Below are 21584 nucleotides of genomic sequence, written 5' to 3' on the forward strand. Positions count from 1 at the left end.
ACCGCAACCGGAACCGTACTCGCCAAACGGGTCCCGGCACGCACCGAGATCGGCGACCAACTCTTCACCCTCGGCGTCCCCTTCGACCCCGACAGTGAAGCCACGGCAGATTCGACGGAGACGGTGAGCTGATGAACCAGGTCCACACACCGGGAAGTGAGCCCGTGTCGCCGAGGGCAAAGGCCGCTCGGACAGACGGGCTGTCCCTCCGCATCGCGAACTGGAACGTGCACTGGATGCACGACGACCACCTGGGCCGCGAGCGCAGGCTCGTCGAGGAACTCGGCCGGTACGACTTCGACGTGATCTGCCTTCAGGAGTCCTGGACCGAGAGCGAGGACAGCCAGGCCGAGCGTTTCGCCGCCGAACTCGGGTACGCGTACTACGCCTACCTGCCCGTGCGGTGGCTCGGTGAGCGCAGTCAGGGCCAGGCCGTGTTGTCCCGCCATCCGATCAGCGAGACACATGCGGTGGAGATACCCGACGAGACGATGCACCGCCGTGGTTGCACCGCCGTCGTGGAGACCGCGCTCGGGCGGCTGCCCATTCTGTCGGCCGGCCTGTGGGGCAACGTGAAGATCGCCTGGCACCTGCCGGTGATCGCCGACCGGCTGCAGCCGTACCGCACGATCGTCCGACACCTTGAGTCCATCGACAGCGCACTACCGCCGCTCATCGGCGCCGACCTCAACGCGGAACCCGACAGCGGCGAACTCCGCTGGCTGACCGGCGCCGACGCGGGAGCGGCCGGTGATGCGGGCCGCGAACTGTACTTCGTCGACACCGGGCGGCGAGACGAGTCCGCCGGATACACGATCGACACGTCGACCAACCCGCTGGCGACGTTCGCCCCCGGACGCTGGCGAACCGACTACCTGCTCGCCGGTACCGCACCCCGGGACCGTTATTCTTACGGATGGACCGTCGCGCGCTGCGGTCGGCTCGGCGTTGAGCTGGACAGGCCCGCGTCCGACCACTACGGCGTGTGGTCCGAGCTGCGGGCCGCCCCCTTGCCCACAGCGCCGCCCGCCGCCTGGCGGTCGGCCCACGAGCCACCGAGCACGGGAAGGACCCGCCCCCGCACATGAACACCGAACTCTCCTCGCCGCAGAACGAGCGACCGCGGCGTGGGGGCGGTGAACCCCTCCTTGAGGGCGGCCATCAGTTCCTGGACATCCCGGGGTCCAAGTCCATCACCGCACGCGCGCTGTTCCTCGCGGCCGCGGCCCGCGGAACGACCGTGCTGCACAAGCCGCTGGCCTCGGACGACACCCTGGGATTCGCCGAGGGACTCGCCGCACTCGGCTACCGGCTGGAACGCGAGCCGGACCGGTGGACCATCGAGGGCCGCGCGCAGGGGCCGACCGCCGAAGAGGCGGCGGTCTTCTGCCGCGACGGCGCCACCACCGCGCGGTTCCTCCCGGTGCTGGCCGCCGCCGGTCACGGCGTCTTCCGGTTCGACGCGTCCGCCCAGATGCGCCGCCGGCCGCTCGGTCCGCTCACCGGCGCACTGCGCGCCCTCGGTGTCACCCTCGTCCACGAGGAACGCGAGGGCCATCATCCGCTGACCGTGTACGCCGACGGGATCAAGGGAGGGCACGTCACGCTGGACGCCGGACTGTCCTCCCAGTTCCTCACCGCCCTGTTGCTGGTGGGTCCGCTCACCGAGCAAGGGCTCACCATCACCGTGACCGACCTGGTCTCCGCGCCCTACGTCGACATCACCCTGGCGATGATGGAGCGCTTCGGAGTGCGCGTGCACCGTGACGGGGACACCTTCACCGTGCCCGCCCAGCCCTACACGGCCACCGACTACACGATCGAGCCGGACGCCTCCACCGCCAGTTACTTCCTCGCGGCCGCCGCGCTCACCGGTCACAGTGTCACCGTCCCCGGGCTCGGCTCGGACAGCTTGCAGGGCGATCTGCGCTTCGCCGAGGTGCTCGCCCGTATGGGAGCACATGTGGCGCTGGAGGAGGACCGGGTGACCGTCACCGGTGCTCCCGACCGGCCCCTGACCGGCATCACCGTGACCATGCGCGACATCTCCGACACCGTCCCCACGCTCGCCGCCATCGCACCGTTCGCCGAGGGTCCGGTCCGGATCGAGGACGTCTACAACACCCGGATCAAGGAATGCGACCGGCTCGAAGCCTGCGCCGAGAACCTGCGCGCCCTCGGCGCCCCGGTCCAGGTAGGGCGGGACTGGATCGAGATCCATCCGGCCAGGCTGCGCCCGGCACACATCGCCTGCCACGGCGACCACCGCATCGCCATGGCTTTCAGCATCACCGGCCTGCGCACCCCCGGCATCACCCTGGACGATCCCGGATGCGTGAAGAAGACCTTCCCCGGCTTCCATCGCGCGCTGAACGACCTGCGCACCGGCTGGGAGAGGGACCAGTAGCCGCACGCTGAGGGCGGCGCACCGTTGCGGTTCCGGCCAGGAGACCACCTGCCGCGCGCCGGATGAATCCGCTGTTTCGGGAGTCGCCCCTGAATGTCGGTGCCGCCCTCTACGGTGGAGATTCGGAGGCCGCCGAGGTGGTGGCGGAGAGGTCGACAGGACCGGAGAGGGCGACAGGCGTGCGCAGGATTCCACCGGAGATCTTCCGGTTCACGACGGTGGAGCGGTCCGATCTGTACGGGGCGATGCTGGACGCCTTCGGCCTGGCCGGCGAGCACCTGGAGACGGCGCTGGGGCTCGACGCGGTGCGTGCGCGGCTGCGCGGGGTGGGCTGGGCGGCTGCGGTCGAGGACGAGGAACTGCATGACGCGCTCAGAATGCTGGTGCAGTGGGAGCTCCTGGACGTGGTGCACAACCACGCCGAGAACTACCGCACGGCCGAGGAATACGAGCGGCGCAACCTGCAGTACTCGCTGACCCGCCGGGGCGAGGCCGCTCTCGCCGGAGTGCGGCACGCGCTGGAGGCGCTGGCCTCCACCGGGGCACTGCAGACGGCCGTGCTGGAGGCGATCACCGACCGGCTCGACGAGCTGTGCCTGCTGTCCGGCGAACCCGCCTCGGCCGATCGGCGGATCTTCAGCACGCTGCGGGAGTTGGAGGGGCATCTGGAGGCCCTGGTGGAGAACACCAAGGCGTTCAACGGCGAACTGCAGCGGCTGCTGCGCGCCGAGGGCGCGGACCCGGAGGTGTTCCGCGAGGTCAAGGCCGCCACCGTCGCGTATCTGCAGGAGTTCCTGGTCAACCTCGACCGGCGCGGACAGACGGTCGCCGCGGCCGTGGCCCGGGCGGAGGAGCGGGGGACCGCCGTGCTGCGCGAGCGGGCCCTGCGCGGGGCCGAACTACCGCCGGTGGCCGGCGAGGACCCCGCCGCCGACTGGCTGGAGAGCAGGCGAGCACGCTGGGCGGGCCTGCGGGCGTGGTTCCTGCCGGACGACGGGGCGCGGCCCCGGATCGAGCAACTGCACGACATCGCCCGGCGGGCCATCGTCTCCCTCCTCCAGGTTCTGGAGCGGATCAACGAGTCACGGCGCCGCTCCTCCAGTGCCGTGCAGGACTTCCGGGAGCTGGCCCGCTGGTTCGCCGCGGCCCCTGCCGAGGAGGATCTGCACCGGCTGTGGTCGGCGGCCTTCGGGCTCGGTCCCGCGCGCCACGCTCATCTCGCCCATCCCGACCCGGAGTTGATCCCGTCGTCCCAGTCCTGGTCCGAGGCCCCGCCCGTGCAGGTGTCGGCGCTGCTGCGGACCAGCGGTCGCACCGAGCGCTTCACCCGCACGGCCCGGGTGCGGGATGTCGCGGCGGTCAGAGCGGAGCGCGCCGAGCGGGCCCGCGCAGAGCGAGCGGAACTCGCCCGTGCCTGGCGGGTGCTGGAGACGGACGGACCCGTGCGGCTGTCCTCCTTCGGCGCACTGGATCCCGCTGTCTTCGACCGGCTTCTCGACCTGCTCGGCCGGGCCTTGTCCGCCCGGCCGGACGCGGGCGGCCTGCGACGCGCCACGACGGGGGACGGCCGGGCGGAGATCGTGCTGTCGCCGCCTCCCGACCAGCACCGCGCCGTCCTGCGTACCGCGCGGGGCGCACTGGCGGGACCCGACTACGTCGTCCACATCACGGCGGCGGGCAATGCGAGCGCCTTCCCGGGCTTTCGCGCCGAGCGGCGGGAGGCGGCGGGATGAGCACCCTCGCCAACCAACTGGCCGCCGCGGAACGGGAGGAGGTCGCGCGCGCCATCCGCCTCCTGCTGGCCCGCCCCCTGCTCACCGAGGCCGCCGACCCGGTCGGCTTCGAACGGGTACGCCGCCGACGTGAGCCGCTGGCCCAGTGGTTCGACTACACCTGCGGCTGGAGTCTGGTGGTGGAGCCCCGCCGCGGCTACGCCCGCCTCACCAAGGTCCGCGCGGACCCGGACGGCTCCCGCCCGGCCCGCAGGGCGCGTTCCGGCGGAGCCCCGTTCGACCGCCGACGTTACGTTCTGCTGTGTGTGACCGCGGCGGAGTTGCTGTCGATGCCGATGACGACCATCGGCATGCTCGCCGACCGTGTCGTGCAGGCCATGGCGGCCGACCGGGCGACGGCCGCGTTCGACCCGGTCCACCGGCCGGAACGGATGGCGTTCGTCGACGTACTGAAGCTGCTGGAGTCGTACGGCGTGCTGCGCGCGGTGGACGGGACGACCGAGGCGTACGTCGAGTCCACGGAGGCCAAGGTCCTCTACCGCGTGGACACCACGCTGCTGATGCGGCTGCCCGCCGCGCCCGTCGGTGCCTCCCGGCTCGCCGTCCCCCCGGACGAGGTGCCCGCGCGGTTCGAGGAACTCCTCACGGGGCTGATGCGCGAGCGCCGCTACGGTGGCGCGGTCGTCGACGCGACGGCGGACGAGGCGCACAGCGAGACCGCTGCCACGGACGCCCAACGCAACCTGAGACTGCGCCACTCGGTGCTGCGTCGTCTCTTCGACGACCCCGTGCTGTACCGGTCGGACCTCACCGACGACGAACTGGCGTACATCACCTCCCTGACCGGACGCCAGATCCTGCGCCGCTCGGTCGAGCAGGCCGGCTTCCTCCTGGAGGAACGAGCCGAGGGATTCCTGCTCGTGGACCCGGACGGGCTCGCCACCGATGTCCGTTTCCCCGACGACACCTCCACCGCCCGGGTCGCCGCGCTGCTCCTTCTGGAGCCGCTCTGCGCCGCGCCCGCCGGGCTGCTGCCCGAACAGCTCGCCGAGGCCGGAGCCGATCTGCTGCGCCGCTTCCCACGCTGGGCCAAGGCGTACCGGTCCGAGGACGGCGCGGCCCGGCTGTCCGACGACGCGGTAGGCGTCCTGCGCGATGTCGGCCTGGTCCGCCGAGCCGGGGGCCGGGTCCTCGCCTGCCCGGCCGCGTACCGCTATCGGCTGACGGAGACGACGAGCCCGGATCCGGCGGACAAGCCCGGACGGGAGCGGGACGCGAGCCCGCGTGGGACGGCGGGCGCCCCGGCCTCCCGTGACGTCGGCGCAGAAGGAGATCAGCGGTGAGTGTGACAGAGCTTCCCCTTCCGCGGCGGCCGGAGCCCGGTGAGTCGGCCGGGACACCGGCAGCGACCGCGAACGCCGCGCACACCCGCTGGCAGCCGCACCGCGCGGGCATCCTGAATGTCTGGCGCTACTACGACGAGACGTTCACCTTCCACCAGGGCCGCCTGCTCCTGCGCGGCCAGAACGGCTCGGGCAAATCCAAGGCCCTGGAACTGCTCCTGCCCTTCCTCTTCGACGCCAGTCTCCGCCCCAACCGGCTGTCCACGTTCGGCGGTTCGGAACGCACCATGCACTGGAACCTGCTCGGCGAAGGCGCCTCGGGCAAGACCCGCGTCGGGTATGTGTGGATGGAGTTCCGCCGCGTCGGCGACGACGGCACCGCGCGGTGGTTCGGCTGCGGAGCACGTCTACAGGCGAGCGTGCACACCAGCGGGGTGCACGCCGACTACTTCACCACCGGCTCCAGGATCGCCCACCCCGACGGTGTGCTCCTCGTCAACGAGGCCGGGCAGCCACTGACCCGGGCCGCCCTCGCCGAAGCCCTGCGCGACCGCGGCGAGGTGCACGCCTCGGCCAACGACCACCGCACGGCCGTACGACGTGAACTCTTCGCCGGCATGGGGGAACAGCGTTACGAGTCGCTGCTGTCCGCCCTGCTCCAGCTGCGCCAGCCCAAACTGTCCGAACGGCTCGACCCGTCCCTGCTCTCCACCCTGCTGTCCCGCGCTCTGCCCCCGCTCGGCGAAGCCGAGATCGCCGAACTCGCCGAGGGCTTCGAGCGACTGGACCGCCAGCGCGAACACCTCAAGCGGCTCGACGACGAGGTGACGGCGGCCGAGACCATCGCGTCCCGGCAGCGCGCCTACGCGCGACGTGTCCTGCGTGCCGGTTCGGCTGCGCTGATCTCGGCGACCACCGAGCTGGACAACCTCACCAGGGTTGCCCGCCAGAGCGCCGAGCAGCTCGAACAGGTGCTGGGGGAACGCGAGTCGGCAGGGGCCCGGCGTGCGGAACAGGACCTGCGGGCGCACGGCCTGGAGGAGACCGTCGAGGGTCTGCGCGAGAGCGACGCGTACAAACAGGGCGAGGAACTCGACCGACTCCGCCGCCGCACCGAAGACGTGGCAGCCGCCGCCGGGCGGCGGCGTGCCACCGCCCAGGACACTCGGGCCAGGGCGGAGGAGGACCGCAGGCACGCCGATGAGGCCGCGGACCGGGCCCGCACCCTCGACGAGCACGCGCGCGAAGCAGCCGAGGAAGCACGCCGGTCGGCCCGGGCGGCGGGTCTGGAGTCCATCCATCACGAGGCGAAGACCATCCTCGGCGTGGTTCGCGCGGTGCCCCTCCCCGGCGGCACGGGCCGGGCGGCGGGCGGCACTCGGCCCGACGGCTCCGGCACCACACCCTTGGTGGGCGACAACGAGGCCCGACAGGCCCGTCGGCTGCTGCGCGGCGCGGTCACCGCCCGACGGCAGCAGATCACCCTCATCACCGAGGCGATGGACGAGCACCATCGCGCGGTACGCGACCGAAGTGCCGCCGAGGGCCTACTGGACGAGGCCCGGGGCCGGCTCTCGGCGGCGATCGCCCGACGGGACGAGGCATCCGGCGCCTGGGACGACGCCCTCGCCGCGCAGACGGAACGGCTGCTCGCCTGGGCCGAGGACTGCGCGGAACTGCGGATCGCCGACCCCGGGGAACTGGTGGCCACGGCGGCCACCGAGTCCGGGGTGAGAGCGCTGGCCGAAGCCGCCGCACGCCCGCTGGAACAGGAGATCGCCACGGCCGAGGCCACCGCCCGAGCCGCACGAGGGGCCCTGCGGGACGAGCGGAGCCGACATGAGGAGGAGGTACGACGGCTGAGCGGCGAGACCGACCTGCCGCCCCCGCCCCCGCCCACCCGCACCGCCGTCCGCACGGCGACGGCCGGCGCACCGCTGTGGCGGCTGGTCGCCTTCCGCGACGGTGTCCCGCTCCCCGTTCGGGCCGCCGTGGAGGCCGCACTGGAGGCATCGGGCCTACTGGACGCCTGGGTCAGCCCCTACGACGGGATCACCCTGCCGGGCCACGACACCCGCGCCGAGGCGGCCCTGGCCGTGACCGCCCCGGGGCCCAGCCTGCTGGAGGTGCTCAGGCCCGACGAGGACATCCCCGTCCCGGCCGACACCGTGACCCGCATCCTCGCCGGTGTCGCCTACGGCACAACTCTGCCCGGCACTCACCCCGCGGCCGTCTCCGCCGACGGCGCCTGGCGGCTCGCGCTCGCCACCGGGACGTGGAGCAAGCCGGAACCCGCTCACATCGGTGCCCTCGCGCGGCAGCGGGCCCGACAGCGCAGGCTCGGCGAACTGACCGAGCGCATCGGCGAGCTGAACGCCTCCCTCGCCGTACTCGACGACGAGCTGCGCGGCCTCGACGCACGCCGCGCCAGGCTGGACGCCGACCGCGCCGCTCAACCCGACCACCGGGAACTCGACACCCGTCGACATGACGTGGACCGAGCCGAGGAGAGGGTCGCCGCAAGGGACGACGCCGTGCGCGACGCGGCCGCGCACCTGGCCCGGAGCGAGGCCGAGGTGGCGAGCACCCTGCGCCACCTCAGCCGCCGGGCCGCGGAACACGGACTGCCCACCGATCGCGACCGGTTGCGTGAACTCTCCGTCGACATCGACCTGTTCCGGGACACCGCCGACAGCTGGGTGGACGCCCGGCTCACCGCGACCGCCGCCGCCGACCGGGCCCACCAGATCACCGCGCAGGCCGACCGCACGCGCCGGGCCGCCGAGGAACAGGCCGAGGACGCGGCTGCCGTCGAAGCGGAGGCCGCGGGACTGAAGGCGCGCCTGGAGGCGGTGGAGGCCACCGTCGGCGAGGACTACCGACAGGTCGTCGCACGCGTCGCCGAGGCGCGCGCCGAACTGCGCCGCTGCCGCCAGGAGGCCGGTCGGGCAGCCGATCTGCTGGTGCGTCTGGAGGGGCGTATCGGAGGACTGCGGGCCACCAGTGGTCAGGACGCCGAACGACGGGAGCAGGCCGTCGCGACCCGGGACGGCGCGGCGCGACGGTTTCGGCATCTGTGCCTGGTCGGGCTGGCCGAGGACGCCGGCATCGCACCGGAGCTCGACGCCGGCGACGGCACCAAGGCCACCCTGGAGGCGGCCCGCGGCACAGCGGCGCAGTGGCCCGGCATCCCGCACGCCGCACGCAACCTGGGCGACGCCGCGACCCGTCTGTCCGAAGCGGTCCACGAGGCCCGCAGGCGCCTCGGCGCCCGCGTCGACCTGGACCTGGAACCCGACGACGACATCCAGCTCTTCACCGCCACCCTGGACGGCGTACGCGTGGGGGCGACCGGCCTGCTCAGTGCGCTCACCCAGGAGCGCGACCGCAGCCGGGACGACATCACCACCGCCGAGCGGCGCCTCTTCGACCAGATCCTCACCGGCGACATCCGCCGTCACCTCGCGGCGCGCATCCGTCAGGCAGGCGAACTCGTCGACCGGATGAACGGGCACCTGGAGCGGGTCCGTACCGCCTCGAACGTCGCCGTCCAGCTCGTCTGGGACGTCCGCCCGGATCTCCCGGACAGCACCCGCACCGCTCGCCAGCTGCTGCTCAAGGACCCCGGCCGGGTCACCGAGGCCGACCGGGAGGCCCTGCACGCCTTCTTCCGCGCCCGTATCGAGGAGGCCAAGGGCAGCGACACGGCCGCGAGTTGGGAGGAACAGCTCGGCGAGGTGCTGGACTACACCGCCTGGCATCGCTTCACCGTCCGCCTCGACCGGGCGAACGGGACCGGCTGGCAGCCGCTGACCAAGAAGCTGCACGGTGCGCTCTCCGGCGGAGAGAAGGCCATTGCACTGCACCTGCCGCTGTTCGCCGCCGTCGCCGCGCACTACGAGGCCGTGCCCCTCGCGCCCCGGCCGATCCTTCTGGACGAGGTTTTCGTCGGCGTCGACACCGTCAACCGGGGTCAGGTCTTCGCCCTGCTCACCGCACTCGACCTGGATCTCATGGTCACCTCCGACCACGAGTGGTGCACCTACGGCGAGCTGCCCGGCATCGCGGTGCACCAACTCCTCACCGACGGGGCGGACGACGCGGTCACCAGCGCCCGCTTCGTCTGGAACGGCACCGACCTGGAGGCGGGATGACCCACCCTGAACCGGGCCGGGTCGCACACACCCTGCGCCGCCCCGAACTCCGCGCGCTCTGGGTCACGGTCCACGACCGCCTTTCCTCCGGCCGCCCCGTCGCCCGGGTGCGTCTCGGACCGCTCGACGCCGCCCAACGCGAGGCCCTCGCCGACCTCCTCGGCCTGGACCGGCTGCCCGACCCCCGCCCCTCCGTCCCCCTGGCCCGCCTGGAAGAGGCCGTCACCGAACTGTGCGGCCGCACGGTCCGCGAAACCGTCACCGAACTCGTCGGCCCCCTCGGTGACCGCGCGGGCCAACGGCGCCGCCAGGAAGGCGAACGCGCCGAGCTGTGGGCCTGGTTGGCCCACCACGACACCGTGCGGGCCCAGCCCGCACTCTCCGACTGGGTCGCCTCCTGCCGAGCCGCCGGCCTGGTCGGCGGCTCACCGGAACGCACCCGATCCCTGCTCACCGACGTGCTCACCGTGCTCGCGGAGCTGCCCGCCCAGGCCGAGCCACTGCCCGTCTTCGCCGCGCGAGTCCTGAACGGTCATGCGCACGCACTCGACGACGGCACCCCCCTGTCCACGCTCGTTCTGCGCGCCCTCGCGCACCTTTACGACATCGCTCCGCCGCAGTCCGCGGTGGACCGGCGCGCGCTGTGGACCCGCGCCGGTGTCGCCGACGACGACCTGTCCGCCACCGTTCTCGTCGGTGGACTGCGACCGGTCGGCGACGGCCCGCTCGCCCGTGTGGCCCGCGTGGGTACCGAGGCCGGTCAGGCCGTCAGCCTGACGCTCGCCCAACTGCGGGCCCCGGGCCGGTGGACCCTCGCCGCTGACCCCGCACCTGTGGTCCACGCCGTGGAGAACCCCAGCATCCTGGCTCTCGCGGTACGCCGCTTCGGCCCAAACTGTCCGCCGCTCGTGTGCACGTCCGGCTGGCCCAACAGCGCGGCCATCCACCTTCTGCGCCTCCTCGCGGACCAGGGCGCCACCCTCCGCTACCACGGCGACTTCGACGGTGAGGGCATCCGTATCGCCGCGTATCTCCTGGACAAGACGTCGGCCCGTCCCTGGCGCATGACGGCGGCGGACTACCGCGCCGCGGTCGCTCGCACACCGCGCGGCCCTCGGCCCGGCCGACTCACCGAGGCACCCTGGGACCCCGAACTGACCCACGCCATGGCCGAGCACGGCACCGCCGTGGTCGAGGAACTGGTGGCCGACGTCCTGCTGGCGGACCTGGTGCCACAGCACCGCAGCCGCTGAGCCCGGCGACGCCGGACAGTCGGTGCCCAGTCTCGGCACGCCCGGTAACGTCACCGCCGTGAAGGACGTAAGAGTGATGTTGATCGGCGGGACCTCGAACACCGGCAAGTCGACGGTGGCCCGGGCGGTCGCGGACCGCCTCGGGTTCGACTGTCTGTCCACGGACGGGCTGGCGCGGCATCCCGGACGACCGTGGCCGACACCGGAGTGGCAGGTTCCGCGGCATGTCGACGAGCACTACCGATCTCTCACGGTCGACCAGCTCATCACCTCCGTGCTCACCCACTATCAGCGGCTGTGGCCCCGCATCGAGGAACTGATCACGACCCATGCCCTGGCCGCACCGGGCAGCGCGGGCCTTGTGCTGGAGGGGTCCGCGCTGTGGCCGGCGAGTGTCGCGGACCTCGCCGTTCCGCACACGGCCGCTGTGTGGCTCACCGCTGGCGAGGCCGTCCTGTCCGCGCGTATGCACGCGGCCGGCGACTACGGTCGACTGCCCGCCCAGGACCGCTACTTGATCGACAAGTTCCTTGCGCGCACGCTGCGGTACCAGACGCTGATGCTCGACACCGTCACCCGGCTGGGACTGGACCACATCGACACGGGCCCGGACCGGTCTCCCGAGGAGCTTGCCGAGGCGGTTCTCGCGGCAGCGGCGGCACAGGGCACGGTAGGGCGGTCTGCCGCCGGATCATGCTGAACGATCGGCGGAAGCCAGGTAGCGGCCCTGCTCCCGGCCACGCTCGTCGACGGCGCCGCCGCACGGGCTGCCGACCCCGTGCGGCGGCGGCGCGGAGCCGTCCGTGGCACCGCCGATCCGGACCGGGCACGGTGGACAGCCGAGTCGCCGGGGAGGAAGGAGAGCCGGGAACGGCTCACTACTCGTGCGCGCTGATGGTGCGCCCGCCGTCCACCAGCAGGCTCTGGCCGGTGATGAAGGCAGCGTCCTGAGAGGCGAGGAAGGCTACGGTCCCCGCGATGTCCTGCGGAGTGCCGAGCCTGCCCATCGGGGTGTGCGCGATGGTGTTCGCCACCCATTCCGCCGGCACCTGATCCCACAAGGCGGTGGCCACGGCTCCGGGGAGGACGGCGTTGAACCTGATCTTCCCGCCGTACTCGACGGCGAGTTGGCGCACGAAACCGCAGATGCCTGCCTTGGCCGCCGCGTAGGCGGGGAACCCCCGAAAGCCGATGGCGGCATGCACGGACGAGGTGACCACGACTGCCCCATGCCGCGTGGCAAGGAGGGGCACCGCGGCCCGGACACCGTAGAACACCGAGTCGAGGCAGAGCCGAAGCTGCCCGTCCCAGCCGGCGTCGTTCAGTTCGTGTGCGGCTCCGGACAGACTCCGTCCGGCGTTCAGGTGCAGGACATCGAGCCTTCCGGTCCAGGCGCCGAGCTCCGCGGCGACCTCGGCCCACTGGTCGGGACAGGTGACGTCGAGCTGTCGATCCCTGGCCTGTCCTCCCTTGCCGCGGATCTCCTCGGCCACCTCATGGGCACCCTCGGCGTTGACGTCGGTGACCAGAACAGCTGCTCCCTCCGCTGCGAGGCGGTGGGCGGTCGCCGCCCCGATACCGGAGGCAGCCGCGGTGAGCAGGGCCGTGCGGCCGGCGAAGCGTGCCAGTGAGTGAGAGGCCACGGCGTTGTTCCTTCCCGTCTTGCCCAACTGACATGACGTTTCCATTCTCGACCGAACGGCATGACCCGCCACGGTGTCCCACCGGAACCGCGCAGGTGCGAGGGGAGCCGAGTCACGGGGCGACGGCGTCTCCCGCTCCGACGGAGTCATGTACGTGAACCGGCGCGGACGGCTGCTGGTACGACTGACCGTCGAGGAGGGCGAACGCTCCCTCGGCGCCCAGTTTGATCACGGCCCCGCCGGGCCCGAGCGCACAGATGGCCTCGGCGAGTTCCTCGGGTTCACCGGCGCCGGGCACCATGATCCGAGCCTCGTGCGATCCCGCGAAGACCAGGTCGCTGCGGCGCAGCAGCGGCAGCAAAGTGTGCCGGGCCGCTCATCTGTCTCCTGTCCGGGCCGTGTTGCCGCCGACCGTTTCACTGACGGGTCTCAGCTGAACCGACCTGCCCACACACCTGTCGTGGGTGGGTTTCTGTCCTGCCTTTCCGTTCACTTGAGCCCCGAGGTGGCGATGCCGGAGACAAATCCGCGCTGCATGATCAGGAAGAGCAGGAGAACGGGAAGGACGTACATCACCGTGCCGGCCGCGAGGAGGTTGTTGAGGATCTCGCCATGCGGGTTGACATAGCCTCGCGTCAGCTTGACGGCGAGGGTGGTGTGGGTGTCATCCAGGAGCAGGGCGGGCGCGATCCAGTCGCCCCAGGTCCAACTGAAGGAAAGAATCAGGCCGGTGGCGATGACGGGCCAGGACTGGGGCAGGAAAATCCGCCAGAACACGCGGATCTGGCCGCAGCCGTCGATGATCGCGGCCTCCTCCAGTTCCTTGGGCATGTTCGCGAAGAACTGGCGGAACAGAAAGATCAGATAGGGCGTCCCGGACAGGCCCCAGAGCACCCAGGGCACATAGGTGTTCAGCAGGTTGAACTTGCTGAACAGGAGATAGGTGGGGACGAGGGTGATGATGTGCGGCATCATCATCGTCGACAACAGCACTCCGAAGATCAGCCGCTTGCCCGGCGCGTGCAGTCGGGCGAAGCCGAAGCCCGCCCAGGCCGAGGCGAGCGTCGCCAGCACGGCGAACATGGTCGAGATGATCAGCGAATTGCGGGCGTAGCCGAGATAGGGCCAGTGCGTCAGGGCCTGCCGAAAGTTCCCCAGATTCAGATCGTGCGGCCACCAGTGGATGGGCAGTGCACTCATCTCCGAGGGACTCTTGAGCGCGGTGATGAGGAGCCAGCCGAAGGGACTCAGGAAGAGAACGACGAGTCCCACCATCAGCATGTAGGCGGCGGTGCGCCGGGTAAGTGCCACTATGTGTCTCCCAGCGTACGGGGCTTCTTCCCTGCGGGTTCGGGGTCGACCGAGTAGAAGACCGCGCCTCTGCTCAGCTTGAAGACCAGCAAGGTGAGCAGGATGATGATCACGAAGAGTATCCACAGCAGGGCCGACGCATAGCCGTAACGGCTGTTGGAGAAATACTCGTTGAGGACCTTGATGGTGAACAGCTGGTTGCTCCGCGGGACGGACGCCATGCCCTGCGGGGTCACCGTGAGCGAGATGAACAGCGGCGCGAAGCTCTGCAGAGCCGCGATGATTCCGGTGACGACCTGGAAGAACAGCACGGGGGAAAGCAACGGCAAGGTGATCCGGGTGAAGGTCTGCCAGCGGTTGGCCCCGTCCATCCGTGCCGCTTCGAGGACCTCCTTCGGGATGTCCTGCAGTCCCGCCAGAGAGATGATCATGATGTTGCCGACGCCCCACGTGGTCAGCACGATCAACACCCAGCGGGCGTACGGATCCGTCAGCCACGCCACCCCGTTGATGCCGAGGAGGTCCAGGAGCCCGTTGGCCGCGCCGGAGTCGCGATCGAAGATCAACTTGAAGGTGAGGCCGGCACCGACCGGCGGCATCACGGCGGGTAGATACAGCAGAGTGCGATAGACGCCGCGGCCGCGCAGCGGCTGATTCACCAGCACCGCGAGAACGAGTCCTGCCACGATCGTCAGCGGCACGGTGAACGCGGTGAACAGTCCCGTGCGCGCCAGGGAGGCCAGAGTTTCCGGGTCGGTGAACGCCTCCCGGTAATTGTCCAGGCCCACGAACCGGGAACGGGGAGACAGCCCGTCGGAGTTGGTGAAGCTCAACCACAGCGCGTATCCGAGCGGGTAGGCCGTGAGCGCCAGGAAGCCCAGCACCCAGGGACCCGTGAACACATAGAACGCCATCGCTCTTCGAGCGCTCAGGGAGCGGCGTATGCGGGCCGGACGAGTGGGCTCGCCGGCGCCGCTCAGCCGCGCATGGGCCTGCCGCTGCCGACCTGCCGGCCCGGCGAGCTGATGGGTGTCGCTCATCCCAGCGCCTGCTTGCCCTTGGCGATCTGATCGTTCATGAGAGAGTTCAGCTTGTCCGCCACCTTGCCGGCCGAGGTGCCTGCCTCGACCTCCTGCGGCAGTGTCTGGCTGAGCACTGCGTCCAGGGCGGTCACTTGGACATACGGGGTGAACGAGAGCACCGAGAAGTACGGGAGTTCCCGCTGCTGCACCTGGAACGCCTGCTTGTGGAGGCCAGTGTTCTGCGGCATCTGCGAGTGCAGCGACTTCAGGGTGGGGATGCCCCAGCCGCTGCTCGCGCGCTCCTTGGCGGACTGTCCGGCGAAGTACCACTCGAAGAACTTCCAGGCCAGGTCCTTGTTCTTGGACTGCTGGGGGATCCAGTAGCCGGTGGCCCCGAAGCAGGGGCTGACGCGCTTGCCGCCGAACTGCGGCGCGGGCGCGAACCGGGAGACGGCGGCGGCCTTGGCGTCCGCGCCGATCGCCCCGCCGAACCAGTAGCCGTCGCAGGCGATCGCCATCCGCTTGGCCTGGAAGGTGGGCCAGTCCCAGCCGTCCGGGTTGGGATTGACGACGTTCGGACCGATGTCCGCTTTGGTGTACTCCAAGAGCCAGGCCAGCGCCTTGAGCGCCTCTGGCGAAGAGAAGTCGACCGATGCCAGGTCCTCCGCGAACAGGTTGCCGTCGGCCGACGCGGTCATGCCCATGAGCTGGGAGAAGTTTCCCAGTCCGGTGTACTGCAGGCCGTATACCTTGACCTTGCCTAGCCGCCGCCGGGTCAACCGCTTGCCGAGGTCCAGCAACTCGTCGTAGGAGGGCGGCTCGGTCTCGCTCAGGTGGTCCACGCTCGCGGCGTCGAACAAGTCGGTGCGATACCAGAGCATCTGGTCCTGCGAATAGTCCTTGGCCAAGCCGTAGCGGGGGCCCGTGCCCTGCTTCTGGCCGTCGAAACGCCAGACATCGTTGACCGGGTCGAGGTCGGAGGCCGCGAGCGCCTTGCTCTTGGCGAAGTACGGGTCCAAGTCGGTCATCAACCCGCGAGCGGCATAGAACGGTGTCATCAAGGCGCCTGTGCCGCGCACCACGTCCGGCGGGTTCTTGGCTGCCAGCATGGCGTTGAGCTTGACGTCGTCGGACTCCACGAAGTGGATCTTGATGTCCAGCGCCTGCTCCGCGGCCCGGATGGTCTTCTTGTCCAGATCGTTGGGCTTCGACATCACGGTGAGCGTCCCCTGGGAGCTGCCTCCGTCGCCGTTCGATCCGGTATCGCTGACGGACGCGGAGCAGGCGGACAGCGCGGTCGCGCCGAGGGCGGCGCCGGCGGCCACGGAGAGGAAGTGTCTCCTGTCGAGGGGCGTGGTCGAAACGGGCATGCTCGTGGGCCTTTCGTGCGGATGTAGGGCGCAGAGGAACAACGCGCGGTGGTGCGGCGACGCTCTCGCGTACGCGGGTGTCGGCACGGCTGCCGCGAAGCCGGGGTCACGACGGTGACCGCGAGCGCTGCGCCCATGGCGGACGCTTCCTCGCGCACCTCACACGTCGTGGACGACCTTCAGCGGAAAATGGCGTGCAACGGTGTGACCGATTTGATGGAGTCCGCTCGGATTCAACACCCGGGGAAACCGGTTGACTTGAAACTTCGGCGAACGTTAGGTGGCGGCGCCGGAACGTGTCAAGAGGTCGGTTCAAGTGGGTTGTCCAGGGTCGTGGTCGGAGCGCGATCTGGAGCCAAGGGGGGCCAAGGGGGTGTCACACCCCTACCGCCCGTCTGGCCGGTCGGCCACCGAGTCCATCCGTGTACGCCGGCCCGAGCCCGAGGATGACGGTGCGTCATACGGGGTCCCAGGAGCCGATGTCGGGCGATGCCCCCGCGCGCCGGGTCGCGTTGGTGCCCGGCTGCCGATCCCGATCTAGGTCCGTCCGGTCGAGGCGTCCGACGGCCGGGAAAAACGGGTCCGACTATTCGTTGACACCTCTCTGTGACACGCCTAGGTTAACCGCATCGACTGATTCGCTTTATCACCCTGGCTGCCCGGCGGGGCCAGGCTCGGCGCCGCCTTCCGCAATCATGCGATCGGTGTGCGCGACGCCTCGTCCTGACGCCCGCGTCAGACGCCACCTACGCATTCTGCGGCCGGGCGCGGTCCCTCCGGCGGAAAGGTTCCCCATGACGGTGCAGGAGACGGATGCCCTGGTGGCCGACGGCGGTGTCACCGCTGCTCAATCCCGGCCGCCGTCACCCCGTAGATCCGGGCCGAGTTCAGCAACCTGGAGCACCACGTAGGTGTCCGGGGCACTGGGTCCCGCGGCGGGTGGAGACCCTGTCTCGGGTGAACATCTCGGCTGAACACATCGCCCTGGGCTTCCGGCTCGATCGGCCCGAGCACATCAGAACTGCACGCCGGTACTCGATCGGCCCGAGCACATCACAACTGCACGCCGGTACTCGATCGGCCCGAGCACATCACAACTGCACGCCGGTACTCGATCGGCCCGAGCACATCACAACTGCACGCCCGTACTCGATCGGTCCGAACACCTCAGAACTGCACGCCGGTAAACGCACTGGCGTCCCTCCACACCGACGCAGCCGCCGGTCGAACCCGCCAGTGAGGCGCCCCTACTACCCCTCCGCATGGAAGGCATGCTGCCATGACGGCATCCGCACGCCCGTCCCGCCGTACGTTCCTCGCCGCCGGCTCCCTGGCCGCGGCCGCCCTGATCTCCCTGGGCACCGGGCCGGCCGCCGCGGCGGCCGGCACCACCTACTACGTCGATCCCGCAAGCGGGAGTGACAACAACGCCGGCACCTCGGAAGGTACGGCATGGCGAACACTGACCAAGGTCAACACCGTCACCTTCGCCCCGGGCGACCGCATCCTCCTCAAGGCCGGGTCGATCTTCACCGACCAGTGCCTCGACCTCAAGGGCAACGGCACGGCTGCCGCGCCGATCGCCGTCGACCAGTACGGCACCGGTGTGCGACCAGTGATCAACTTCGGCAACACCGCCGTGGACGGTGAAGGCTTCGGCGTCCGTCTGAAGAACGTCTCCTACTGGGACGTGGCCAACCTGGAGATCACCAGCGGTCAGTTCGCCACGGATATGCGCCGGCACGGCGTACTCGTGGTGGGAGAGGGCAGCGGCGCCGGGGCATTCGCCCACATCCACCTCTCCAACCTGTACATCCACGACATCTTCGGCACCGACCGGCGCACCGGCGGCATCAACTTCCATGCCCGCGGTTCCCACACCGATCCGGAAAGCACCTGGTCGGACGTACTCATCGACGGCAACACCGTCAGCAATGTCGCCGACACCGGCATCCAGACCATGACGGACGCGTTCTTCAACTCCTCCTGGACGCACCCCGGGTTCACCGGTGTCATCATCCGCAACAACTACGTCGAGAAGATCCACCGGGACGGCATCCTGGTCCGCAGTGCGCGCGGTCCGCTCGTCGAGCACAACACCACCAGCAAGATAGGCGGTTCGACGACGGCGGGCTCGGCGGTCCTGGCGTACCTCGACCCCACCAGCTTCATCGGCGGTCAGTGGTCCTACTACTGCACCGATGGCGTCTTCCAGTACAACGAGGCGTTCGAGACCAAACGCCTCGGCGGCGACGGCCAGCCGTGGAACTTCGACCAGATGGTCTCCCGCAGCGTGTATCAGTACAACTACAGCCACAACAACGACGGCGGCACCCTGCTGGCCATGGAGACCAGCAACGAGAACACGTTCCGCTACAACATCTCGCAGGACGACCTGGACCTCTCCAACGGCACCTTCCACGTCCTGAGCACGGGCAAGCTCTACGCCTACAACAATGTGATCTACCGCTCGCAAACGCAGAACACCCCGTTGACCGGCGCCGCCGACGGAACCACCGGCATGGCGTACTACACCAACAACATCTTCTACAACCACGGCACCGGCGGCTACACCAGCAGCGGTAACGCCACCTACAGCCACAATCTGTTCTACGGCGCCAACAGCGACCAGGCCCCCGACCCGTTCCGGCTCACCGGCGACCCGATGTTCATCAGCCCGGGCACCGCCACCGGCCGCGCCACCGCCGACGGCTACAAGCTCAAGTCCGGCTCACCGGCGATCGGTTCGGGCATCGCCGTCAGCGACAACGGCGGCAAGGACTTCTTCGGCGGCACTCTCTACCGGGGCGCACCGGACCGCGGCGCTCACGAGACGGCCGGCACCGCACCCACCGTCCTGTTCAGCGACGACTTCGAAGACGGCAATGCGCAAGGCTGGGTCACCTCCGGCGGCACCTGGAGTGTGATCACCGACAGCACCCACGTATACGACCAGAGCGGCACCAGCGGCGAGATCCTCGCCGGCGCCGGCAGCGACAAGTGGGCCGACTACACCTTGAGTGCCCGGGTGAAACTTGTCAGCACCGGGGGGAACGTCGGTGTGCTGTTCCGCTACATCGACGCGTCCAACTTCTATATGTTCCGGCTCAACGACACCACCGACGCCGTCGAGCTCCACAAGCGCATCGCCGGCACTCTCACTCTGGTCGCTTCGACGCCGCTGGCCGTCGTACCGGGCCAGTTCACCACCCTCAAGACCACCGTGGTCGGCAATACGATCACTGGGTATGTCGACGGCGTCCAGCGCATCTCCTGGACCAACCCGGCCACCGAGCTGACCACCGGGAAGATCGGGCTGCGCATGCACGGCACTGCCGCGCGGTTCGACGACATCGTGGTCACCTCGTGACGGCAGCCGCCGCTTACCGGGACGGCACCGGCACACCCGAGCCCGAGCCGGGCTCGGGGCCCGACCTGCGCACGGTCGCGACGGTGAGCGGAGAACCGGTCGCCGTCGCTGAGCTGCGTGCCCGCATGGTCGTACACCGCGCAGAGGTGGCCGCCCGCTTTCCGGGCGACCCCAATGCCCCGGGCTTCTGGACCCGTCCTGCCACCGTGGAGACCCCGCTGGGGACGCTGCGGCGACAGGCCCTCGATGAGCTGATCGGCATCAAGGTCCAGCAGGTGCTCGCGCGCGAGGCCGGCATCCTCACAGAGATCGGCTACCCGACGTTTCTACGTCGGCTCCAGGAGGAGAACGAGCAACGGCGGCGTCATGTCGCCTGCCACGAGCCGATCTTCGGGCCCAAGCAGTACACCGAGCAGTCCTACTTCAGTTACCTGTTCGACCGTATGGTCCTCGACCTCAGAGCGGCTTACGCGACGGGTCGACTCAGCCCGACAGAACCGCAGTTGCGTGCCTGCTATGACCGCATCAGGGACACCCGGTTCCGGCTTGCCGGGTCGGGACACCGAGCCTTCGACGAGGTCAGATCGGCCGTGCTCGTGCTCTGTGTCGAGGAGGCATACGCCGCTCTTGTCGAGGAGCGCATCCATGCGGCCGTGGTGGTACCCGACGCCGATGTCCTGAACGCGGTCGGCCTGGAGTGAGGCGAAGCCGGCGCCGATTTCTATCGGTCGGCGCCGGTTGCCGTATATCTGCCGGTGCGGGTGGCCCACACTTGGGAGCGTTACCAGGCGGCCAGGGAGCCGTCGGCGTTGCGCCACAGGGGGTTGCGCCAGCGATGGCCGCGTTCGGCGGCAGCACGGACGGCCTTCTCGTCGATGACGATGCCGAGGCCCGGTCCCGTCGGGCGGTGGATGAAGCCGTCGCGGACCGTGAAGGGCTCGGTGTCGGCGAGATAGTCGAGCAGGCCGCCGCTGCCGCCGTAGCCGATGCTGAGAGCCTGCTCCTGGATGAGGAAGTTGGGAATGGCGAAGTCGAGTTGCAGGCTGGCGGCCAGTGCGATCGGGCCGAGCGGGCAGTGCGGGGCGACCATGACGTCGTGCACCTCGGCCAGCGCGGCGATCCGCCGGGTCTCGGAGATGCCTCCGGCGTGACTGATGTCGGGCTGTGCCACGGCGATGCCCTCCGACAGCACGGAACGGAAGTCCCATCGCGAGTAGAGCCGTTCGCCGGTGGCGATGGGGATGGAGGTGGACCGCACAACGGCGCCGATGTCGCCGGAGAACTCCGGCAGCACCGGTTCCTCGGCGAACATGGGCAGCAGGTGTTCGAGCAGCGGCAGTACGCGCCGGGACATCGGCCCGCTGAATCGGCCATGGAAGTCGAGCGCGAGATCGCGGTCCGGGCCGATCGCCTCGCGTACGGCGGTGACCCCCTCCACTATCGCGTTGATCGCGCCCGCTGTGGCCAGGGGTTCGATCTGGTCGCACGGGTTGAGTTTGACCGCGGTCATGCCCTTGGCGAGCTGCGCGGCCGCCGACTCGGCGAGGTCCTGCGGGGTGGCTCCGCCGATCCAGCCGTAGATGCGGACCCGGTCGCGTACATGTCCGCCGAGGAGTTGGTGCACCGGGACGCCGTGCGCCTTGCCCGCGATGTCCCACAGCGCCTGGTCGATGCCGGCCAACGCGCTCATGAGTACGGGGCCGCCACGGTAGAAGCCGCCCTTGGCGAGGGTCTGCCAGTGGTCCTCGATCTGTGCGGGGTCCCGCCCCACGAGGTAGTCGAACATCTCCTCGACACAACGGGCGACGGTGTGTGCCTTGCCCTCGACGATGGGCTCGCCCCAGCCGGACACCCCTTCGTCGGTGTCGACACGCAGGAAGAGCCAGCGGGGCTCGACGAGGAAGAGCTCATAACCAGTGATCTTCATCGGGGGACCTCCGGGTCCTGGTACGGGGCCGGCCGGCGGACGGGACACATG

At 70.0% G+C, this 21584-nt stretch carries 15 protein-coding genes; 9 read left to right on the forward strand and 6 right to left on the reverse strand.

The features are described 5' to 3' along the window. The first annotated feature begins 131 nt into the window (after positions 1-131). The 7 genes from ACWEKM_RS33705 to ACWEKM_RS33735 all read left to right on the forward strand — a co-directional run bounded on the left by ACWEKM_RS33705 (position 132) and on the right by ACWEKM_RS33735 (position 11590). Positions 132-1088 (forward strand): endonuclease/exonuclease/phosphatase family protein, encoded by a 957-nt coding sequence (locus ACWEKM_RS33705; protein WP_451625062.1) that lies wholly within the window; start codon positions 132-134, stop codon positions 1086-1088. After that, complete coding sequence (gene aroA / locus ACWEKM_RS33710) at positions 1085-2407, forward strand: 3-phosphoshikimate 1-carboxyvinyltransferase (RefSeq protein WP_451625063.1); 1323 nt, start codon at positions 1085-1087, stop codon at positions 2405-2407. The genes ACWEKM_RS33705 and aroA overlap by 4 nt, the downstream gene beginning before the upstream one ends. Positions 2408-2586: 179 nt before the next feature. Beyond that, positions 2587-4140 (forward strand): TIGR02677 family protein, encoded by a 1554-nt coding sequence (locus ACWEKM_RS33715; RefSeq protein ID WP_451625064.1) that lies wholly within the window; start codon positions 2587-2589, stop codon positions 4138-4140. Beyond that, complete coding sequence (locus tag ACWEKM_RS33720; RefSeq protein WP_451625065.1) at positions 4137-5483, forward strand: TIGR02678 family protein; 1347 nt, start codon at positions 4137-4139, stop codon at positions 5481-5483. The genes ACWEKM_RS33715 and ACWEKM_RS33720 overlap by 4 nt, the downstream gene beginning before the upstream one ends. Beyond that, positions 5480-9637 (forward strand): TIGR02680 family protein, encoded by a 4158-nt coding sequence (locus ACWEKM_RS33725; RefSeq protein WP_451625066.1) that lies wholly within the window; start codon positions 5480-5482, stop codon positions 9635-9637. Before ACWEKM_RS33720 ends, ACWEKM_RS33725 begins: the two co-directional genes overlap by 4 nt. Then, entirely contained in the window at positions 9634-10890 is a 1257-nt protein-coding gene (locus ACWEKM_RS33730) for a TIGR02679 family protein (RefSeq protein ID WP_451625067.1), read from the forward strand. The genes ACWEKM_RS33725 and ACWEKM_RS33730 overlap by 4 nt, the downstream gene beginning before the upstream one ends. 58 nt (positions 10891-10948) lie before the next feature. Then, entirely contained in the window at positions 10949-11590 is a 642-nt protein-coding gene (locus ACWEKM_RS33735; RefSeq protein ID WP_451625068.1) for a hypothetical protein, read from the forward strand. 178 nt (positions 11591-11768) lie between these two features. Here the strand turns inward: ACWEKM_RS33735 and ACWEKM_RS33740 are convergent, their stop codons facing one another. The 5 genes from ACWEKM_RS33740 to ACWEKM_RS33760 form a co-directional block, all read right to left on the reverse strand. Further along, on the reverse strand, positions 11769-12533 hold the full coding sequence (locus ACWEKM_RS33740; RefSeq protein WP_451625069.1) for an SDR family NAD(P)-dependent oxidoreductase: 765 nt from the start codon (positions 12531-12533) through the stop codon (positions 11769-11771). 112 nt (positions 12534-12645) lie between these two features. Continuing rightward, positions 12646-12894 carry a carbohydrate kinase family protein gene (locus tag ACWEKM_RS33745; RefSeq protein ID WP_451625070.1) on the reverse strand — a complete coding sequence of 83 codons (249 nt, stop codon included), beginning with the start codon at positions 12892-12894 and terminating at the stop codon, positions 12646-12648. 128 nt (positions 12895-13022) lie between these two features. Continuing rightward, a complete protein-coding gene (locus ACWEKM_RS33750; protein WP_451625071.1) occupies positions 13023-13844 on the reverse strand; it encodes a carbohydrate ABC transporter permease in 822 nt (273 codons plus the stop codon). After that, positions 13844-14884, reverse strand: a complete 1041-nt coding sequence (locus ACWEKM_RS33755; protein ID WP_451625072.1) for a carbohydrate ABC transporter permease — start codon at positions 14882-14884, stop codon at positions 13844-13846. The genes ACWEKM_RS33750 and ACWEKM_RS33755 overlap by 1 nt, the downstream gene beginning before the upstream one ends. After that, complete coding sequence (locus tag ACWEKM_RS33760; RefSeq protein ID WP_451625073.1) at positions 14881-16236, reverse strand: extracellular solute-binding protein; 1356 nt, start codon at positions 16234-16236, stop codon at positions 14881-14883. Before ACWEKM_RS33760 ends, ACWEKM_RS33755 begins: the two co-directional genes overlap by 4 nt. Before the next feature lie 1279 nt (positions 16237-17515). On the opposite strand from ACWEKM_RS33760, the gene ACWEKM_RS33765 reads away from it, so the two are divergent. Together ACWEKM_RS33765 and ACWEKM_RS33770 are read left to right on the forward strand one after the other, a co-directional pair. Continuing rightward, positions 17516-19606 carry a 3-keto-disaccharide hydrolase gene (locus ACWEKM_RS33765; protein ID WP_451625074.1) on the forward strand — a complete coding sequence of 697 codons (2091 nt, stop codon included), beginning with the start codon at positions 17516-17518 and terminating at the stop codon, positions 19604-19606. Next, a complete protein-coding gene (locus ACWEKM_RS33770) occupies positions 19603-20307 on the forward strand; it encodes a hypothetical protein (RefSeq protein ID WP_451625075.1) in 705 nt (234 codons plus the stop codon). The genes ACWEKM_RS33765 and ACWEKM_RS33770 overlap by 4 nt, the downstream gene beginning before the upstream one ends. A gap of 80 nt (positions 20308-20387) precedes the next feature. Here ACWEKM_RS33770 and dgoD read toward each other — a convergent pair whose 3' ends face one another. Continuing rightward, entirely contained in the window at positions 20388-21533 is a 1146-nt protein-coding gene (gene dgoD, locus ACWEKM_RS33775; protein ID WP_451625076.1) for a galactonate dehydratase, read from the reverse strand. Positions 21534-21584: the final 51 nt, after the last annotated feature.

It is taken from the genome of Streptomyces sp. NPDC004752 (genome assembly GCF_053601275.1).